The sequence below is a fragment of the uncultured Brevundimonas sp. genome (assembly GCF_937863155.1).
Classification (GTDB): Bacteria; Pseudomonadota; Alphaproteobacteria; order Caulobacterales; family Caulobacteraceae; genus Brevundimonas.
This window is the reverse complement of the sequence record NZ_CALMFB010000074.1, coordinates 42,833-60,568: the sequence shown is the minus strand read 5'-3', so window position 1 is coordinate 60,568 and position 17,736 is coordinate 42,833. Positions and strand designations below refer to the sequence as shown.

The following is a 17,736-nucleotide window of genomic DNA, read 5'->3' as shown; positions in this document are numbered from 1 at the left end:
CCTTTTCGCCGGCGCCTTCGATGCCGGTGATGCGCAGGACCGATTCCATCTGGCGGTGACCGCGGGTGCGGCGATAGCCCTGGCGACGGATCTTCTTGAAGATCTTCACCTTCTCGCCCTTGCGGGTTTCGATCAGGGTCGCGGCGACCGAAGCGCCCGAAATCAGCGGGGCGCCCAGGGTCACGCCCTTGTCGCCGCCCAGCATCAGGACGTCGCCGAAGCTGACGCCGGCGCCGGCGTCGCCGTCGATCTTCTCGACCACGATCACATCGCCCGGTTGAACCCGGTACTGCTTGCCGCCGGTCTTGATCACCGCGTACATGTTGAGCCTCGGCATAACGCAAAAAAGAGTGCGCCCGCAGGAACCCCGCGGGCGAAGAGGGGGCGACATAGACGAGGGCGAGGGTCGGAGTCAACGCCGACCGGGCCGAAACCCGCTCCATACGGTGGAATTATCCGCCGCGCCGCCGCCACCCGCTGGTCCTGGCGGCGCCCCCGTGCCAAGCCTTGGCCCGACCTGTCCCATAACATCTTTCAGAGACCCGCATGACCGACCGTCGCGTCCAGGCCGCCCGTCGAATCGTCAACCACATCGCCGAACACCTGCGCGCCGACCTGTCGCTGCGGCTGTGGACGGGCGAGGTGCTGCCGCTGGGCCCCGGCGCGCGCGACGACATCCAGATCGTCGTGGCCCGGCCCGGCGCCGTGCGCCGCCTGATCCTGAAACCCAGCCTGATGACGGTGTTCGAACTGTTCGCCACCGGTGACCTGCGGGTCGAGGGCGGCGACCCGCTTCAGGCCGCCGACCGCTGGGACCACGGCCGGGCCGTGCATCTGGTGCGCAATCTGGACAAGGGAATGATCGCGCGCGAGGCCGTGCCCTTCCTGCTGGGCGGGGGCGACGGCGGCTCGACCCAGCTGCCGGCCTGGGATGCCCCCGACGGCGTGGGGGCCACGCGCGCCGGACGCCGCGACCAGGACTTCATCCAGTTTCATTATGACGTCGGCAACGCCTTCTACGGCCTCTTCCTGGACCCGGAGATGGTCTATTCCAGCGCCTATTACCCCGCGACCGACGCCAGCCTGGAGACGGCCCAGGAAGAAAAGCTGGACCGCATCTGCAAGAAGCTGCGCCTTCAGCCGGGCCAGAGGCTGCTGGACGTCGGCTGCGGCTGGGCCGGCCTGTCGTGCTGGGCGGCGCGGAACTATGGCGTCACCGTGCACGGGGTCACCCTGTCCCAGGCGCAGCTGGACTATGGCCGGGCCAAGGTCGAACGCCTGGGCCTGCAGGACCGGGTCACGCTGGAGCTTAAGGACTATCGCCAGATCACGGCCTCCGGCGCCTATGACGCCATCAGCCAGGTCGAGATGTTCGAGCACGTCGGCTTCGCCAACCACGAGACCCATTTCACCGAGATGAAGCGCCTGCTGAAGCCCGGCGGTCTCTATTTCCACCAGGCGTCGGTGCGGCGCGGCGGGCGCGGCGCCATCGGCCCGACGCCGACGACGCGGGTCATCACCCGCTTCATCTTCCCCGGCGGCGAGCTGGACACCATCGGCATGACGGTGACCAACCTGGGCCGGTTCGGGTTCGAGGTTCTGGATGTCGAGGACATGCGCGAGCATTTCGAGCTGACGCTGCGCGATTGGACCCGACGCCTGTATGCCCGACGCGACGACGCCTACGCCCTGGCGGGCGAGGCGCGCACCCGGCTGTGGCTGATCTATTTCGCCCTGTTCGCCAAGGCGTTCGAGCGCGGCTCGGTGCTGGTCTATCAGACCGTGGCCCAGAAACGGCGGCCGGGCCCCTCGGGCCTGCCGCTGGACCGCAAGAGCCTGTACGCCTGATGTTGCGGGCGCTGTCTCTCGCCACCGTCCTGGTTCTGGCCGGCGCCCCCGCCGCGGCCCAGACCCCGCCTCCCTCACGCATCGATGTGGTGGCGCGGGGGACCGCCGAGGGCGTCGTCGTTCGTTTCGAGCTGGATCGACCGAGCACGCGCCTCGCCTTCGCCCGGCCCAGCGTCATCCGTGACGCCTGGCGCATCCTGACCCCCGGCCTGACCCTGGCCGACGGCACGATCAGCGCCGAGGCGCCGTTCGACCATTTCGAGATCGCCATCTCGCCCGACGTCGCCGAGGTCGACCGCACCTATATGGGCCTCAGCCGGATCGGCGAAGGTCGCGTCCTCTATGGTCCCGGCCTGATGATCGAGGGAATCGAGACGCGTCTCACCTTCGCCACCGCCCCGGACGAGATCGGCCTTCCGGTCGAAAACCCGATCCAGGGCTATGCCTATCTCGGCCCGCATTCGGCCGTGACCGAGACCACGCACGGCGTCGCCGTGGCCGGCGCCAATATGCCCACCGCCCTGGCCCAGAGGCTTGAGACCGGCTTCCTGCGTGCACTGGACGCCTATGGAACGCGGCTGGACCGCCCCCTGCCCTATCGGCCCATGCTGCTGGCCAGCATCGACAGCCCCGGACCGGCCTATTTCCGAGGCGACGTCACCGATGGCGGGGTCATCTCGGTCCGCTTTCATGGCGACGACTGGCTGGCCCCCCGACCCTCGGAAATGACCGGCGTCGATCTGTTCGTGCTGCATGAAGCCTTCCACCTCTGGAACGGACACCTAGCCGATCCGACCGATGGCGACACGGCCCCTTGGCTGCATGAAGGCGGCGCCGAATACGCCGCATTGAAGACCGCCACGGCCCTGGAGCTGCTGGACGCCGACCAGGGACGCGAGCAACTGGCGCGACGGCTGAACGGCTGCCGGCGCGCCCTTGGCGTCCGCGACTTCGACGCCACACGCCTGCAAAGCGGCAATGGCCCCTATAATTGCGGCGTGGTCATCCAATGGCTGGCGGACCTGGAACGGCGCCAGGCGTCCGGGGGGACACAGGATTTCTACACCCTTTGGCGGGATCTGATCACCCAGGCCCTGGCCGCCGATGGCGGTTATGGCGTGGCCCAGTTCCGCGCCGCCATCGGCGCCGACAGCGCCGTGAATGTCCTGTTCGACACCCCGGGCGCCCAGCGGTGGTCCGTGCTGGAAACCCGGCTGGCCGCCTTGGGCGTCACGCTGGAGAACAGGCCGTCGGACACGGACCTGATGTCCAGCGCCCTGTTCCATGTCGCGGCGCGTAACTGCAAATCCAGCTACGGCTTCTACAACAACCCCGGCGCGCTGAAACTGGAGGGTGCGGACTGCGGCCCTTTGTCCGGGGAGCCGGTGATCGACAGCGTCGAGGGCATTGATCCTCAGTCGGACGGCCGCGGCCTGTTCGAGGCCGTCCGGGCCCGCTGCGCCGCCAATCGGACGGTGCGTTACGCCACGCGTGACGGTCGGGTGCTGGAGGCTGTTTGCGACGCTCCTCTGGTCGAGCCGCGGGTCTGGGCCGTGGTTCAGGCGCCGCCGCTGGACTGAAACCTCTCGACCGTTACAAAGTAACGATCTATAGGGGCCGCCATGTCGCCGCCCGATCTGCATGCGCCGGTTCTGGCCTCCCTGCTGGGAGGGGGATTTGCGGCGGCCTTCCTGCATGCGGCCCTGCCGACGCACTGGCTGCCCTTCGTCCTGGTCGGCCGGGCCCAGCGATGGAGCCTGGCGCGCATCCTGACCGCCGTGACCGTGGCGGGTCTGGCGCATATCGCGGCGACGGCGGCGTTCGGCGGCCTGATCGTGCTGCTGGGTCTGGCGCTGAACCAGTGGGTGGCGGGGGTGCTGCCCTATCTGTCGGCGACGCTGCTGATCCTGTTCGGCGCCTTCTATCTGGCGCGCGCCACGCTGAAGCGGCCCGTTCCGGCCGCCGGGCCGCCGATCGAGACGCCCGAGCCGGCCGTCAGCGACGCCGCCGCCTTCGGCGGTCTGGTGGCCATGATGGCGGTGTCGCCCGGCGAGGTTCTGCTGCCGGTCTATCTGTCGACGGCGCAAGAGGGTCTGGTGGTTCTGAGCCTGCTGACCCTGGCCTTCGCGGCTGGGACTGTGGCGGGCATGGCGGTGCTGACGGTGCTGGCGCGGGCCGGCGCCTCCATCCTGCGGCTGGAGCGGTGGAGCCGGTACGAAGGCATGGTGCTGGGCGCCGCCCTGATGCTGCTGGGGCTTCTGGTGCTGCTGCACCAGCACTGAACGACGCCGACGTAGCGCGAGGCGCGATAGGCGCCTAAGACAGAGCCATGGGCCACGACCACAGCCATGACCACAGCCATCACGGGCATTCGCACGCCCATGGCCACAGCCATGCGCCGGCCGACACCGGCGACTGGCGCTATCTGGTCGGGCTGACGGTCAATCTGGTCTTCGTGGCGGTCGAGTTCGGGGCCGGCTGGGTGGCCCAGTCCACCGCCCTGATGGCCGATGCGGGGCACAATCTGTCCGACGTCCTGGGCCTGGCCCTGGCCGGAGGCGCGGCCTGGCTGGCGCGGCGCGCGGCGGGGTCACAGCGCACCTATGGATTCAGGAAGGCGACGGTTCTGGCCGCCCTGGCCAACGCCATCCTTCTGCTGTTCGCCTGCGGGGCGATTGCCTGGGAGGCGGCCCACAGGTTCAGCAATCCGGCCTCGGTCGATTCGGTCACGGTCATGGTGGTGGCGGGCATCGGCTTCGTCATCAACCTGGGCACGGCCCTGTTGTTCATGAAGGACCAGCACAAGGATCTGAATGTGCGCGGCGCCTATCTGCACATGATGGCCGACGCCGGGGTGTCGCTGGGCGTCGTCGTCGCGGGCGCGGCGATCATGTTCAGCGGCTTCAGTCTGATCGACCCGATCGTCAGCCTGATCATCGTCGTGGTGATCGTGATCGGCACCTGGGGCCTGTTGAGGGATTCGGTCGATCTGGCGCTGGACGCGGCGCCGGCCGGCATCCGGGTGGACGATCTGCGCGCGGCCCTGCTGGCCCTGCCGGGGGTCACGGCGGTGCATGATCTGCACGTCTGGGGCCTGTCGACCACCGACGCCGCGATGACCGCCCATCTGGTGCATGACCGGCCCGACGCCGCCGCCCTGCTGGCCCAGGCGCAAAGCCTGGCGCGGGATCGTTTCGGGGTCGGCCACACCACCTTCCAGCTGGAAACCGGCGCCCTGCCCGACTGTCCGGCCTGCTGACCCCTTCCCTTTCGGGTCGCCAGCCGCCATCTAGCCGCCCATGAGCGACAAGACCCCCGTGACCGTCCTGACCGGCTATCTCGGCGCCGGCAAGACCACCCTTCTGAACCGCATCCTGACCGAGGACCACGGCAAGCGTTACGCCGTCATCGTCAATGAGTTCGGCGAGATCGGCATCGACAACGATCTGGTCGTCGGCGCCGACGAGGATGTGTTCGAGATGAACAACGGCTGCGTCTGCTGCACGGTGCGCGGCGACCTGATCCGCGTCGTCTCGGGCCTGATGAAGCGCCAGCGGCCCGGCAAGCCGGCCTTCGACGCCATCATCGTGGAGACGACGGGCCTGGCCGACCCCGGCCCGGTGGCCCAGACCTTCTTCGTGGACGAGGACGTCAAGGCCAAGACCACCCTGGACAGCGTCACCGCCCTGGTCGACGCCAAACATGTGATGGCGCGGCTGGATGACTCCAAAGAGGCGCGCGAACAGGTCGCCTTCGCCGACCGCATCATCCTGAACAAGACCGACCTGGCGACGCCGGACGAACTGGATGCGGTCGAGGCGCGGCTGCGCGGCCTGAACCCCCTGGCGCCCATCGTCCGCGCCGAACGCTCGAACGTGCCGCTGGACCAGGTGCTGGGCCAGCATGGCTTCGACCTGGACCGCATCCTGGAGGTCAGGCCCGACTGGGTGAACCCGCCCCATGGCGCCGAAGGTCATGTCCACGACGAACACTGCGGCCATGACCACGATCATGACCACGGCCACCATCACCATGACCATGATCACGGCCATCACGACCATGGCCCGCGCGGCCACGCGCACCAAGACGACATCAAGGGCGTCAGCCTGTCGCTGGACCGGCCGCTGGACGGCGGAAAGTTCACCGCCTGGCTGGACCGGCTGCTGGCGGAAAAGGGCCAGGACATCCTGCGCGCCAAGGGCATCATCGACGTGGCCGGCGAAGACCGCCGCCTGGTGTTCCAGGCCGTGCACATGATCCTGGAAGGCGACCTGCAACGGCCGTGGGGCGACAAGGAGCGCCGCTGGAGCCGCGCCGTCTTCATCGGCCGCGACCTGGACGAAGCCGCCCTGAAAGCCGGGTTCGAGGCCTGCGCCGCGTGAAGACCTTCACCTTCGACGCCCAGGTCACCGCCGCCCTGTTCGATGCGACCGGCGCCGTCTTCGCCCTGGGCGACGGGGCGGTGGTGTTCGAGAGCGGCGAACGGGCCGAGGCGCATGACGGCGCCGTCCTGTGCGCCTGCGTTCATCCGTCGGGCGACGGGATCATCACCGGCGGCGACGACGGCAAGGTGGTCTGGAGCCGGCGCGGCGAGTCCGTCGTCCTGGCCACCGCCAAGGGCCAGTGGATCGACGCCATCGACGCGGCGCCCGAGACGGGACTGGTGGCCTTCGCCTTCGGCCGCACCCTTTCGGTCATCGACCCGGCCGACACCCATTTCCGCCGCGACTTTTCGCATGAGCGCACGGTGTCGGGCGTGGCCTTCGATCCCAAGGGTCGGCGCATAGCCGCCTCGACCTATGGCGGGGCGGCCCTGTGGTTCGCCCGTATCGCCCAGCAACAGCCGACGATGCTGAAATGGGCCGGGTCGCACACCGGCGTGGCCTGGTCGCCCGACGGCGCCTTTGTGGTCACCACCATGCAGGACAATCAGCTGCACGGCTGGCGCATGAAGGATCAGCGCAACATGCGCATGGGCGGCTATCCCGGAAAGATCCGCAACCTGGCCTTCGCCGCCAACGGCCGCCTGCTGGTCACGCCGGGCGCCCAGGGCGTGGTGCTGTGGCCGTTCGAGGGATCGCAGGGACCGATGGGGCGCGAGGCGACCGAGATCGGCTATGACGAGGCCAGCCTGGTCAATCTGGTCGCCGCCCGGCCCAGCCATGGCCGCGTCGCCGCCGGTCTGAACGACGGCCGGGTCTGGGTCGCCGATCCGGCGGGTCAGGGGCTGGACCGCGTTCGCGCCGACAAGGGCGCGCCCATCGTCGCCCTGACGTTCGACGCCGACGCCCGCCGCCTGGCCTGGGCCGACGAAGACGGTCAGGCGGGGATCGCCGATCTCTGACTTGCAACCTTGGCCGTGATGGCGGAAGCCTAAGGCCCATGAGCGGGGTGGATCAGATCAAGAGGCGCGGGCGGCCGATCCTGACGGCCCTGCTGATCCTGGCGCTGCTGCCGATCGGGGCGGTGGCCATCCACCGCATCGTGCCGCCGCCCACCACCCTGCTGATGGTCAAGCAGGCGGTGGCCGGGAACGGCCTGACCTATCACTGGCGCGGCATCGACGACATCTCGCCGCGTCTGGTCGAAGCGGTGATCGCGGCCGAGGACGCCCGCTTCTGCGAACACCGCGGCTTCGACTTCAAGGCCATCGAAAAGGCGCTGGACAGCAATGCGCGCGGCCGAAAGGTGCGCGGCGGTTCGACCATCAGCCAGCAGACCGCCAAGAACGTCTTTCTGTGGCCGGGCCGCGACTGGGTGCGCAAGGGGTTCGAGGCCGGCTACACCCTTCTGATCGAGACCCTGTGGGGCAAACGCCGGATCATGGAGGTCTATCTGAACGTGGCCGAATGGGCGCCGGGCGTCTATGGCGCCGAGGCCGCCGCCCGCCGCTGGTACGGCAAGAGCGCCGCCGATCTGACCCCGCGCGAGGCGGCGCGGCTGGCGGCCATCCTGCCCAGCCCCCGCCGCTATCAAGCCGCCAGCCCCGGCCCCTATGTCCGTCGCCGCGCCGGCCGCATCCAGGCCGCCATGGGCACGGTGCGGGGCGAAGGCCTGGCCGCCTGCGTTCTGAGATAAGGCGCCGCTTGACGGAACGGCTCCGCTGGCCTTCCCATGCGCGGCGATCAGACCGTCCGCGAGGGACGGCGTTCGGGAGAAACGATCCGATGAAGCGCAACCTTCTGGCCGCCGTCGCCGCCTGCGCCCTGAGCTGCGGCCTGGCCCAGCCGACTCTGGCCCAACCGACCTCGGCCGCCGCCCCCCAGGCCGCCGCCGCCTTCCCCGCCACGCCCCAGGGCGCGACCGCCTTCGTCGCCGACGCCGAGGCGCGCCTGGCCGAAATGGCCGAATACGTGGCGCGGGTTCAATGGGTCCGGGCCACCAACATCACCTTCGACACCATGTGGCTGGAAAGCCGGGCCAACGCCCAGGCCACGGAAATGTCGGTGCAGCTGGCCAATGAGGCCGCCCGCTTCAACGACGTCCAGGTTCCCGCCGACGTGCGGCGCAAGCTGAACCTGCTGCGCCTGGGCCTGGTGTTGCCCGCCCCCAACCGGCCGGGCGCGGCGGCCGAGCTGGCCGACATCACCACCCGGCTGGATTCGACCTATGCGACCGGTAAATTCGCCTTCAAGGGCGAGCAGATCACCCTGGACGACGCCACCATCAAGATGGCCGCTAGCCGCGACCCGGCCGAGACCAAGGCTCTGTACGAAGGCTGGCGCACCATTTCGCCGGTGATGCGCGACGACTACGCCCGCATGGTCGCCATCGCCAACGAAGGCAGCCGCGAGCTGGGATACGCCGACACCGGCGCCATGTGGCGCGCCGGCTATGACATGGCGCCCGACGCCTTCGCGGCCGAAACCGACCGGCTGTGGAATCAGGTCAAGCCGTTCTACGAGAACCTGCACTGCTATGTGCGCGGTCGGCTGAACGCCCGCTATGGCGACGCGGTCCAGCCTGACAGCGGCCCGATCCGCGCCGACCTCTTGGGCAATATGTGGTCCCAGCAGTGGGGCAATATCTATGACGTCGTGGCCCCGCCCGGCACGGCCGAGGGCCAGGGTTACGACCTGACGGAACTGCTGACCCGCGCCCAGTACGACGCCACCCGCATGGTCAAGACCGGCGAGGGTTTCTACACCTCGTTGGGCATTGCGCCCCTGCCGGAAACCTTCTGGGAACGCAGCCAGATCACCCGCCCGCGCGACCGTGAGGTGGTCTGCCACGCCTCGGCCTGGGACCTGGACAATCTGGAGGACGTGCGCATCAAGATGTGCACCCAGGTGAACGCCGACGACTTCTACACCGTGCACCACGAACTGGGGCACAACGTCTATCAGCGCGCCTACAAGGACCAGCCCTTCCTGTTCCGCAACGGCGCCAACGACGGCTTCCACGAGGCCATCGGCGACTTTGTCGGCCTGTCGGCGACCACCCCCACCTATCTGAACCAGATCGGCCTTTTGGACACGGTGCCGGGCGCCGAGGAGGACATTCCCTTCCTGCTGAAGATGGCGCTGGACAAGATCGCCTTCCTGCCGTTCGGCCTGATGGTCGACCGCTGGCGCTGGGACGTCTTCTCGGGCCGCACGGCGCCGGAAGGCTATAACGACGCCTGGACGGCCAATATGCTGAAATACCAGGGCCTGGTTCCGCCCGGCCCGCGCCCGGCCGACGCCTTCGACCCCGGCGCCAAATATCACATCCCCGGAAACACGCCGTACACGCGCTATTTCCTGGCCCACATCTACCAGTTCCAGTTCCACCGCGCGGCCTGCAAGATGGCGGGCTGGACCGGGCCGCTGCACCGCTGCTCCATCTATGGGAACACCGAGGTCGGCAGCCGTTTCAACGCCATGATGGAGATGGGCCAGTCGCGTCCGTGGCAAGAGGCCATGGCCGCCTTCACCGGCGAAAACGGCAACGACGCCTCGGCCGTGGCCGACTATTTCGCGCCGCTGAACACCTGGCTGGAGACCCAGAACCGCGGCAAGAACTGCGGCTGGGAAGGCTGACCCCGGCGGGCGCGGTTCCGGCCGCGCCCGTTAACCTTGGCCGATAGGCCCTTCCTTAACGCTCGACCGGCATGCTGGACCCTTGGCGGACGTGTGCGTCCGCGATCAGGGACGGACGCAGATGGGCGGTATCGGGCATGTCGTGGGCGACTGGACGCGCAGGCTGAAAGGCTTTGCGGGCCGGTTCGCGCGCGCCCGGCGCGGCAATGTGGCGATGATCTTCGCCCTCAGCCTGCCGCCTCTGATCCTGATGACTCTGGGCGGAGTGGACATCCACCGCGCCTCGACCGTGCGGGTCAACCTGCAGGATGCGCTGGACGCCGCCGCCCTGGCCGCCGCCCGCTCGCCCTACACCACCAACGCCGAGATCAGCACCGTCGGCCTGGCGGCCCTGCGCGCCAATCTGAAGGCCTATCCGCAGATCACCCTGCGTGAGGACCAGACCTCCTTCGTCCTGAACGAGGAAGGCATTGTGGTGGCCAAATCCAAGGTCGATGTGAAGGCGCTGGTGGCCAACATCTTCCTGCCGCCCTACGGCCAGTTCATGGACGACAAGCTGCCGGTGGGCGCCCATTCGGAAGTCTATCGCTCCAACAAGATGGTCGAGATCGCCCTGGTGCTGGACAACACCGGCTCGATGCAGGGGACCAAGCTGACCAACACCAAGACGGCGGCGCGCGACCTGATCGACCGCCTGGCCGCCGCCGACGCGCGCAGCGTCGAACCCGATGCGGTCAAGATCGCCCTGGTGCCCTTCTCCATGACCGTGCGGCCGCACGCGGGCTTCTCCAGCACCGGCAACCGCACCGGCGCCAGCAACCTGGGCTGGGTCAGCCGCGCGACCAACCACACCGGCTCGACCGGCGCCACCGGCCTGTTCGCAACCGGCCAGGACCGGTTCGCCCTTCTGGACACCATGCAGATCGGCTGGAGCGGCTGTATCGAAAGCCGGCCCTATCCCAACGACGTGCGCGACACGGCGCCGTCATCCGGCAACCAGGCGACGATGTTCGTGCCCTATTTCGCGCCGGACAGCCCGGACCGCGACACCTTCCCGAATGACAGCACCTGGCGCAACTACAGCTACGACAACGACTATCTGGACGAGCCGACCACCAGCCTGACGGGCCTGATCAGCAACCTGCTCAGCACCCTGACCAACACCCTGCGGCTTCAGGCCTGGGACCGCCTGGGCAAGGACGACAGCAAATATGTCCGCAGCCGTCTGCGCAGCGGCATCGGCGTGAACCTGGGTCCGAACCAGGGTTGCGGGCTTGAGCCGGTCATGCGCCTGACCGACAACTACGAAGGCCTGAAAAGCGCCGTCAGCCGCATGGCCGCGACCGGCACCACCAACATCCCCATGGGCCTGATGTGGGGCTGGCACGCCCTGTCGCCGAACGCCCCCTATCGCGACGGTCGCGCCTATGGGACCGAGCGGCTGCAGAAGATCATCATCCTGATGACCGACGGCGAGAACGTGAACAACACCGCGTCCAACCCCGACAACTCGACCTATACCGGCGTCGGCATGATCTGGCAGAACCGCCTGGGCGTGGGGTCCAGCTCCAGCGGCACCCAGCGGCGCAACGCCATGGACAGCCGGCTGGAGGAGCTGTGCGTCAATCTGAGGGCCAATGACGTGATCCTGTACACCGTGGGGGTCCAGGTCGACACGCGGACCCAGGAGCTGCTGCGCGGCTGCGCCACCGTTCCGGCCAACTATTTCAACGTGTCGAACGCCGGCGGTATCGGCCAGGCCTTCGACCGCATCGCCGGGGCCATCGAGAATCTGCGCATCGCCAAATAAGGCGGACCTGCCTATCCGGTGAACCCATCCTTGGCTGCCCGGCGCGCCGCGAACTGGGCCGCATCGCGCGCCGTCAAAAAGGGGTTCAGCCGCTTTTCGACGCCCAGGGTCGTCGGCACGGTGGGTTCGCCCCGCGCTCGCGCATCGAAGATGGCCTGGGCGTGGGCCTGCATCTGGGCGCTGTCATTCAGGCTCAGGGCGAAGCGGGCGTTGGACGCGGTGTATTCATGCGCGCACCAGATGCGGGTCTGATCGGGCCAGGCGGCCAGGGTCTGAAGGCTGGCCCACATCTGTTCAGGCGTCCCCTCGAACAGCCGCCCGCACCCCAGGGCGAACAGCACGTCGCCGACGAAGGCTTCATGGTCCGCCGCGCTGCGATAGACGACATGCCCCAGGGTGTGCCCCGGCGCATCGGTGACTTCCAGCGTGGTCGCGCCCAGCTGCACCGTGTCGCCGCCGACGACCACGCGATCCAGCGGCGCGGCGCGGCGCACCTCTTCCGGCCCCACGATCTCGCAGCCCGTCGTCGCCTTCAGCACCGCATTGCCGCCGGTATGGTCGGGGTGCCAGTGGGTGTTCAGGATCAGGTCCAGCCGGCCCCAGCCGCTGGCCGCCAGTTCGGCCTGAATGCGGTCGGCGTCGGGCGTGTCGATCACCGCCACCGTTCCGGTCGCGCCATCGCGCACCAGCAGGCCATAGTTGTCGCTCAGGCAGGGGAACAGGCGGATGTCCATCGTCATCCCACCATCCTAGCCGCTGAGGGCCGCCGGGCCTATGCTGCACCCATGCGCCGCGCCATCGAGGAGCTGAGAGCCTTCTACGGCGAACCCGCCGGGGTGCTGACGCGCCGTCTGATCGCGCGGCGGCTGCATGACGCCTGGGGCGAGGCTGACAATTGCGACGTTCTGGGCCTGGGCTATGCGACCCCGTGGCTGGATCTGTTCGTCGGCGCCCGCCGCAGCATCGCCGCCATGCCGGGCGGCCAGGGGGCCGAACCCTGGCCCGCCGCCGCGACGCGCAGCCGTTCGGTGCTAGTCGATGACGGCCGCCTGCCCTTCGCCGCCGGGGCCTTCGACCGCATCCTTATGGTCCATGCCCTAGAAGAGGCCGACGATGCGCGGCTGATGCTGGCCGAGGCCGTGCGCGCCCTGGCGCCGGCGGGGCGGATGATCCTGATCGCCTCGGCGCGGGGTGGCCTGTGGTCCCGCGCCGAATCCACCCCCTTCGGCCACGGCCGCCCCTTCACCCGGCGCCAGATGGAACGGCTGGTGCGCGAGGCGGGGCTGGAGCCGATGGCCTGGTCCGCCACCCTGTTCGCCCCGCCCTGGCCGCCGCTGTTCCCCCTGGCCGAAGGCTGGGACCAGGCGGCCCGCCGCATCGCCCCCGGATCGGCCGGGGTCATCCTGCTGGAGGCGTCGCGCCGCACCTATGCGCCGGTGCGGCCCGGCCTGGCCGAGGCGGCGGCGGCGGCGCTGGGCGAGCTGACGCCCCAGGCCGCGCGGCCTGCGCCCGCGTCCAAACGGCCCGCGCCGGGTCTGGCCCTGAACCGCGAACGGCCCTAAAGGCCACGCTCATGCACCGCCTGATCCTGATGCGACACGCCGAAGCCGAGCGCGCCCATCCTGGCGGCGACCGCGAACGCCCGCTGAGCGCGCGCGGACAGAGCGACGCCGTACGCGTGGGACGCGCCCTGGCCGCCCAGGGGCTGCGGCCCGACCTGGCCCTGGTGTCCAGCGCCGCACGCACCCGCCAGACCTGGGACCTGCTTCAGGACGCCTTTGGCGATGTCGAGGTGCGGATCGAGCCGGACCTGTACAACGCCCCGGCCGAGACGGTGCACGCCCTGATCGACGCGGCCGCCGAAGACGCCGGTTGTCTGCTGGTTCTGGCGCACAATCCGGGCATTCAGATCCTGGCCGCCGACTGTCTGTTGCAGGCGGCGGCGTCGCCTGCCCTGATGGAGCGGATGACCGGCGGCTTTCCGCCCGGCGCCACGGCGGTGTTCAACGTCGATGCGGCCGGACGGCGCGCGCATCAGGCCTATCTGACGCCCCGCGATCTGGAGGCGTCGGAATGACCGGCCTGGCCTACAAGATCGTCTCGCGCGGCGACTGGACGGCCATTCGGGCCAGCGGCGGCTATGACGGCTCGGCCGTCGATCTGCGCGACGGCTATATCCATCTGTCGGCCCAGGACCAGCTGGCGGGCACGGCGGCCAAACACTATGCGGGCCGCGACGATCTGGTGCTGCTGGACGTCGATCTGACGGTCTATGGCGCGGCCATTGTATGGGAGCCGTCGCGCGGCGGCGCCCTGTTCCCCCATCTGTACGGCCGCCTGACGACCGACAGCGTCCGCGCCGCACGCGCCCTGACCGTCACGGCCGAGGGCGAGATGCGGATCGGAGCGGCGGCGTGAATCCGGCCGACCTGGGCGCCTGGGCCATGCGGCGCCTGCCGCCCGAGACGGCCCACCGGCTGACGGTGCGGGCCCTGTCGTTGCTGCCTGCGCCGGTCGCGCCGGCCGACGATCCGATCCTGCACACCCGGCTGGCGGGCCTCAACCTGCCCAATCCGGTCGGACTGGCGGCGGGACTGGACAAGGATGGCGAGGCGCTGGGCGGACTGGCGCGACTGGGATTCGGCTTCGTCGAATGCGGCTCGGTCACCCCCCTGCCCCAGGCGGGCAATCCCAAGCCACGCCTGTTCCGCCTGTCGCCCGACCGGGCCGTCATCAACCGCATGGGGTTCAACAATGCGGGGCTGGAGGCGTTCGCCGCCCGGCTGGACCGTCGCCCCGCCCGGGTGATCGTCGGCGCCAATCTGGGGGCCAACAAGGATCAGGACGACCGCGCCGCCGACTATGTGACGGGCCTGACGCGCCTGGCGGGACGGGCCGACTATTTCACCATCAACATCTCCTCACCCAACACGCCGGGCCTGCGGGCGCTGCAGGGACGGGCGGCGCTGGACGACCTGTTGGGCCGCGTCCGTCAGGCGCGCAGCGGCCCGGCTCCCGTCTTCCTGAAGATCGCCCCCGACCTGGACGGCGCCGAGATCGGCATGATCGTCGAGGCCGCCCTGGCGCACGGCATCGACGCCCTGATCGTGTCCAACACCACTCTGGACCGGCCCGCGACGCTGAAATCCGGCTGGCGCGGCGAAGCCGGGGGCCTGTCGGGCGCGCCGTTGAAGGACCGGGCCGAAGCCGCCCTGATCGCGGCGGCCGAGGCGGCGGGCGGGCGTCTGCCGCTAATCGGCGTTGGGGGCATCGCTTCGGGCGAAGACGCCTGGCGCCGCATCGGCCTGGGGGCCAGCGCGATCCAGCTGTATTCGGCGCTGATCTATGAGGGGCCGGGGCTGGTGGGCCGCATCAAGCGCGACCTGGCCCGCCGGCTGCGCGCCGAAGGATTTTCCAGCCTTTCCGACGCCGTCGGCGCCCTGCGTTGACGGAGCGTTAGGGCCGATCGGCCATAGTCATCCCAAAGGGCGGCCACCGCCCGGTTCGGGGATGGTGCATGCCGCAACCGCTCGACATCGGCCACAAGCGGGGCCAGGCGACCGGCTGGACCCTGGCGGTCCGCCAACGCCGGCGCGCGCTGGTGATCCGCATGTGCGTCGGCGCGGCCACCGCCCTGATCCTCAGCCCGCTTCTGGGATACGCGGTCAGCATCCCCTGGCTGGCGGCCTATTTCGCCATGCAGTTGACCGAGATCGGCCTGTTCGGCCCGATCAACCGCGGCGAGACGGAGCGTCTTCCGCTGTGGCGCAGCGTTCTGGGCGGCATGGTCCTGTTCGCCAATACCGGCATGATTGGGGGCCTGTGCATCCCGTTGTGGCTGCTGGGCGGTCCGATGGGCGGGATCACGGCCGGCGTCCTGCTGACGGCGGTGCTGGTCTATTCGATGGTCAACGCCCCGCGCTCGGGACTGGTGCTGGCCCTGACCACGGCGCCCCAGCTGATCTACATGGCCATGACGCCGGTATTCATGATGGCGGCCGGCGCCGACCCGGCCTATGCGACGGCGGCGGGCGCGGCCCTGACGGTCTTCGTCATCTTCTGCCTGACGACCTGGCAGCGGATGAACCAGGCGTCCATCGCCGAATCCCAGGCCCGGATCGAGGCCCAGCAACGCCGTGACGAGGCCGAACGCATCATGGCCGGGCGCGCCGCCTTCCTGGCCGCCGTGGGCCACGACCTGCGCACCCCCATCGGGGCCATTCTGACCGGCGCGGCCGAAGTCGGTCGGGGCGGCGACGCCGCCGCCCGCGCCCACGCCTCGCTGATCGCGGATGCGGGCCTGATGATGAAGGGCCTGCTGGACGATCTGCTGGATCATTCGCGCATCGAGGCCGGGGGCATGACGGTCGAGGTCGCCGATTTCGACATGCGCGCGCTTCTGACCCAGACCGCGCTTCTGTGGCGCGGGCCGGCGCGGGCCAAGGGTCTGACGCTGTCGATCCAGGGCGGCCGTCGCCTGCCCGCCTCGGTGCGCGGCGACGCCCTGCGCATCCGTCAGGTGCTGAACAACCTGATGTCCAACGCCATGAAGTTCACGGACGCGGGCGGCATCACGCTGAACCTGAACGCCTGGGTCGAGGATTCGGGCGATCACGCCATCACCCTGGAGGTCATCGACACCGGCCCCGGCATGACGCGCGATCAGCTGGATCGTCTGTTCAAGGCTTTCGACCAGACCGCCGACGGCGTCGGCGCCCGTTATGGCGGTTCGGGCCTGGGCTTGTCCATCAGCCGCGACCTGGCCCAGCTGATGGGCGGCCGTCTGACGGTGCGCAGCCGCCCCGGCGAGGGCGCCCGCTTCACCCTGTCGCTGACCCTGCCGGCGGGATCGGGCCGCGTCGTGGCCGCCCCGGCGGGACCGGGCCTGGACGACGCCAGCCGCGGCGCCATCGCCCGCGCCCTGGCCGACCGACCGCGCGTCAGTGCGCCTGCCGAACCTGCCCCTTCTGAACCTGTCGTGGTCGCCGAGCCGGCCACGCCTGTAGACACGGCCCCCGTCGCCGAGGCCGAAGAGGGCCGTCCGCTGTCGGTTCTGGTGGTGGACGATCACGACATCAACCGCCGGGCCATCCAGCTGATCCTGCAACCGCTGGGCTGCGAGATCGCCATGGCCGCCGACGGCATGGCCGCCCTGGCCGCCTGCCAGAACACGGCCTTCGACGTCATCTTCATGGATGTGCGCATGCCCGAACTGGACGGCCGCGAGACGACCCGACGCCTGCGCGCCGGCGGCGGTCTGAACGCCACCACCCCGGTGGTCGCCGTCACCGCCGACACCCAGCCCGAGGATGTCGAGGCGTGCCACGGCGCCGGCATGGCCTATTTCGTGTCCAAGCCTCTGACCCCGGCCGCCCTGCTGGGCGCGCTGGAGCATGTGCTGTCCGACGCCCAGGACGCCGAGGCGGATCAGACCGTCGCCGCCTGACCGGCCCGCACGGCGTCGATCAGCCGCGCGTCGAAGTCCGGCGCCTTCATCGCGCATTCCCACACCGTGACCACGGCCCAGCCGTCCTGGGCCAGCCGTTCGGCGTTCGCCGCGTCGCGCGCGCGGTTGCGGTCGATCTTGGCCCGCCAGTAGTCGGCATTGGCCTTGGGCTGGCGGGCGCCGCGCGCGCAGTCGTGCCCGTGCCAGAAACAGCCGTGCACAAAGACGACGACCCGCCGCCCCTTCATCACCACGTCCGGCCGCCCCGACAAGCCCAGCCCGCCCAGGCGATAGCCGATCCCCGCCGCGCGCAGGGCCGCCCGCACCCGAAGCTCGGGCCGCGTGTCACGCCCCTTCACCCGCCGCATGACGGCGCTGCGCTGCTCCGGCGTGAAGACGTCGGTCATGGCCTCAACCGCACTCCAATTCCCTCTCCCGATGGGAGAGGGCTTGAGCCTCCGGGAGCGCAGCGATCGGCAAGGCGAAAGGGTGAGGGGCGGCTCTGGCCGGGCGATCACCTAAATCTTGAAGACCCGACCCTCACCCTTTCGCGCCAGACCAATCGCCCTGACGGGCTCTTGGGCGCTCAAGCCCTCTCCCAGCGGGAGAGG

General features: G+C 69.6%; 17 protein-coding genes. 14 read left to right on the top strand and 3 right to left on the bottom strand.

Annotation, left to right across the window (positions count from 1 at the left end; all coding sequences use genetic code 11):
* The coding region (rplU, locus tag Q0581_RS14240; RefSeq protein WP_298701112.1) for a 50S ribosomal protein L21 at nt 1–322 on the bottom strand (322 nt) is incomplete at its 3' end.
* 224 nt (nt 323–546) lie between these two features.
* On the opposite strand from rplU, the gene Q0581_RS14235 reads away from it, so the two are divergent.
* From Q0581_RS14235 to Q0581_RS14195, 9 genes are all read left to right on the top strand, one after another.
* Nucleotides 547–1,848 (top strand): cyclopropane-fatty-acyl-phospholipid synthase family protein, encoded by a 1,302-nt coding sequence (locus Q0581_RS14235; RefSeq protein ID WP_298701111.1) that lies wholly within the window; start codon nt 547–549, stop codon nt 1,846–1,848.
* Nucleotides 1,848–3,428 carry a hypothetical protein gene (locus tag Q0581_RS14230; protein WP_298701110.1) on the top strand — a complete coding sequence of 527 codons (1,581 nt, stop codon included), beginning with the start codon at nt 1,848–1,850 and terminating at the stop codon, nt 3,426–3,428. The genes Q0581_RS14235 and Q0581_RS14230 overlap by 1 nt, the downstream gene beginning before the upstream one ends.
* 42 nt (nt 3,429–3,470) lie before the next feature.
* Entirely contained in the window at nt 3,471–4,130 is a 660-nt protein-coding gene (locus Q0581_RS14225) for a hypothetical protein (protein ID WP_298701109.1), read from the top strand.
* A 47-nt stretch (nt 4,131–4,177) separates the two neighbouring features.
* Complete coding sequence (locus tag Q0581_RS14220) at nt 4,178–5,107, top strand: cation diffusion facilitator family transporter (RefSeq protein ID WP_298701108.1); 930 nt, start codon at nt 4,178–4,180, stop codon at nt 5,105–5,107.
* 40 nt (nt 5,108–5,147) lie between these two features.
* Complete coding sequence (locus tag Q0581_RS14215) at nt 5,148–6,230, top strand: GTP-binding protein (protein ID WP_298701107.1); 1,083 nt, start codon at nt 5,148–5,150, stop codon at nt 6,228–6,230.
* On the top strand, nt 6,227–7,192 hold the full coding sequence (locus Q0581_RS14210) for a WD40 repeat domain-containing protein (RefSeq protein ID WP_298701106.1): 966 nt from the start codon (nt 6,227–6,229) through the stop codon (nt 7,190–7,192). Before Q0581_RS14215 ends, Q0581_RS14210 begins: the two co-directional genes overlap by 4 nt.
* Before the next feature lie 47 nt (nt 7,193–7,239).
* A complete protein-coding gene (gene mtgA, locus Q0581_RS14205; protein WP_298701115.1) occupies nt 7,240–7,926 on the top strand; it encodes a monofunctional biosynthetic peptidoglycan transglycosylase in 687 nt (228 codons plus the stop codon).
* Nucleotides 7,927–8,015: 89 nt separating this feature from the next.
* Nucleotides 8,016–9,869, top strand: coding sequence for a M2 family metallopeptidase (locus Q0581_RS14200; protein ID WP_298701105.1), 1,854 nt, complete (start codon nt 8,016–8,018; stop codon nt 9,867–9,869).
* Between the two features lie 121 nt (nt 9,870–9,990).
* Complete coding sequence (locus tag Q0581_RS14195) at nt 9,991–11,679, top strand: pilus assembly protein (protein ID WP_298701104.1); 1,689 nt, start codon at nt 9,991–9,993, stop codon at nt 11,677–11,679.
* 11 nt (nt 11,680–11,690) lie between these two features.
* Here Q0581_RS14195 and gloB read toward each other — a convergent pair whose 3' ends face one another.
* A complete protein-coding gene (gloB, locus tag Q0581_RS14190) occupies nt 11,691–12,419 on the bottom strand; it encodes a hydroxyacylglutathione hydrolase (protein ID WP_298701103.1) in 729 nt (242 codons plus the stop codon).
* 45 nt (nt 12,420–12,464) lie between these two features.
* Between gloB and Q0581_RS14185 the strand changes: the two genes are divergently transcribed.
* The 5 genes from Q0581_RS14185 (at nt 12,465) to Q0581_RS14165 (ending at nt 17,125) form a co-directional block, all read left to right on the top strand.
* Entirely contained in the window at nt 12,465–13,241 is a 777-nt protein-coding gene (locus tag Q0581_RS14185; RefSeq protein WP_298701102.1) for a methyltransferase domain-containing protein, read from the top strand.
* A gap of 11 nt (nt 13,242–13,252) precedes the next feature.
* The gene (locus tag Q0581_RS14180; protein WP_298701101.1) at nt 13,253–13,756 is read left to right on the top strand and encodes a histidine phosphatase family protein; all 504 of its coding nucleotides are present in this window, start codon (nt 13,253–13,255) and stop codon (nt 13,754–13,756) included.
* Complete coding sequence (locus Q0581_RS14175; RefSeq protein ID WP_298701100.1) at nt 13,753–14,097, top strand: DUF952 domain-containing protein; 345 nt, start codon at nt 13,753–13,755, stop codon at nt 14,095–14,097. Before Q0581_RS14180 ends, Q0581_RS14175 begins: the two co-directional genes overlap by 4 nt.
* Entirely contained in the window at nt 14,094–15,128 is a 1,035-nt protein-coding gene (locus tag Q0581_RS14170) for a quinone-dependent dihydroorotate dehydrogenase (protein ID WP_298701099.1), read from the top strand. The genes Q0581_RS14175 and Q0581_RS14170 overlap by 4 nt, the downstream gene beginning before the upstream one ends.
* A 68-nt stretch (nt 15,129–15,196) precedes the next feature.
* On the top strand, nt 15,197–17,125 hold the full coding sequence (locus tag Q0581_RS14165) for an ATP-binding protein (RefSeq protein WP_298701098.1): 1,929 nt from the start codon (nt 15,197–15,199) through the stop codon (nt 17,123–17,125).
* Here the strand turns inward: Q0581_RS14165 and Q0581_RS14160 are convergent.
* Nucleotides 17,107–17,532, bottom strand: coding sequence for a very short patch repair endonuclease (locus Q0581_RS14160; RefSeq protein WP_298701097.1), 426 nt, complete (start codon nt 17,530–17,532; stop codon nt 17,107–17,109). The genes Q0581_RS14165 and Q0581_RS14160 overlap by 19 nt on opposite strands.
* Nucleotides 17,533–17,736: the final 204 nt, after the last annotated feature.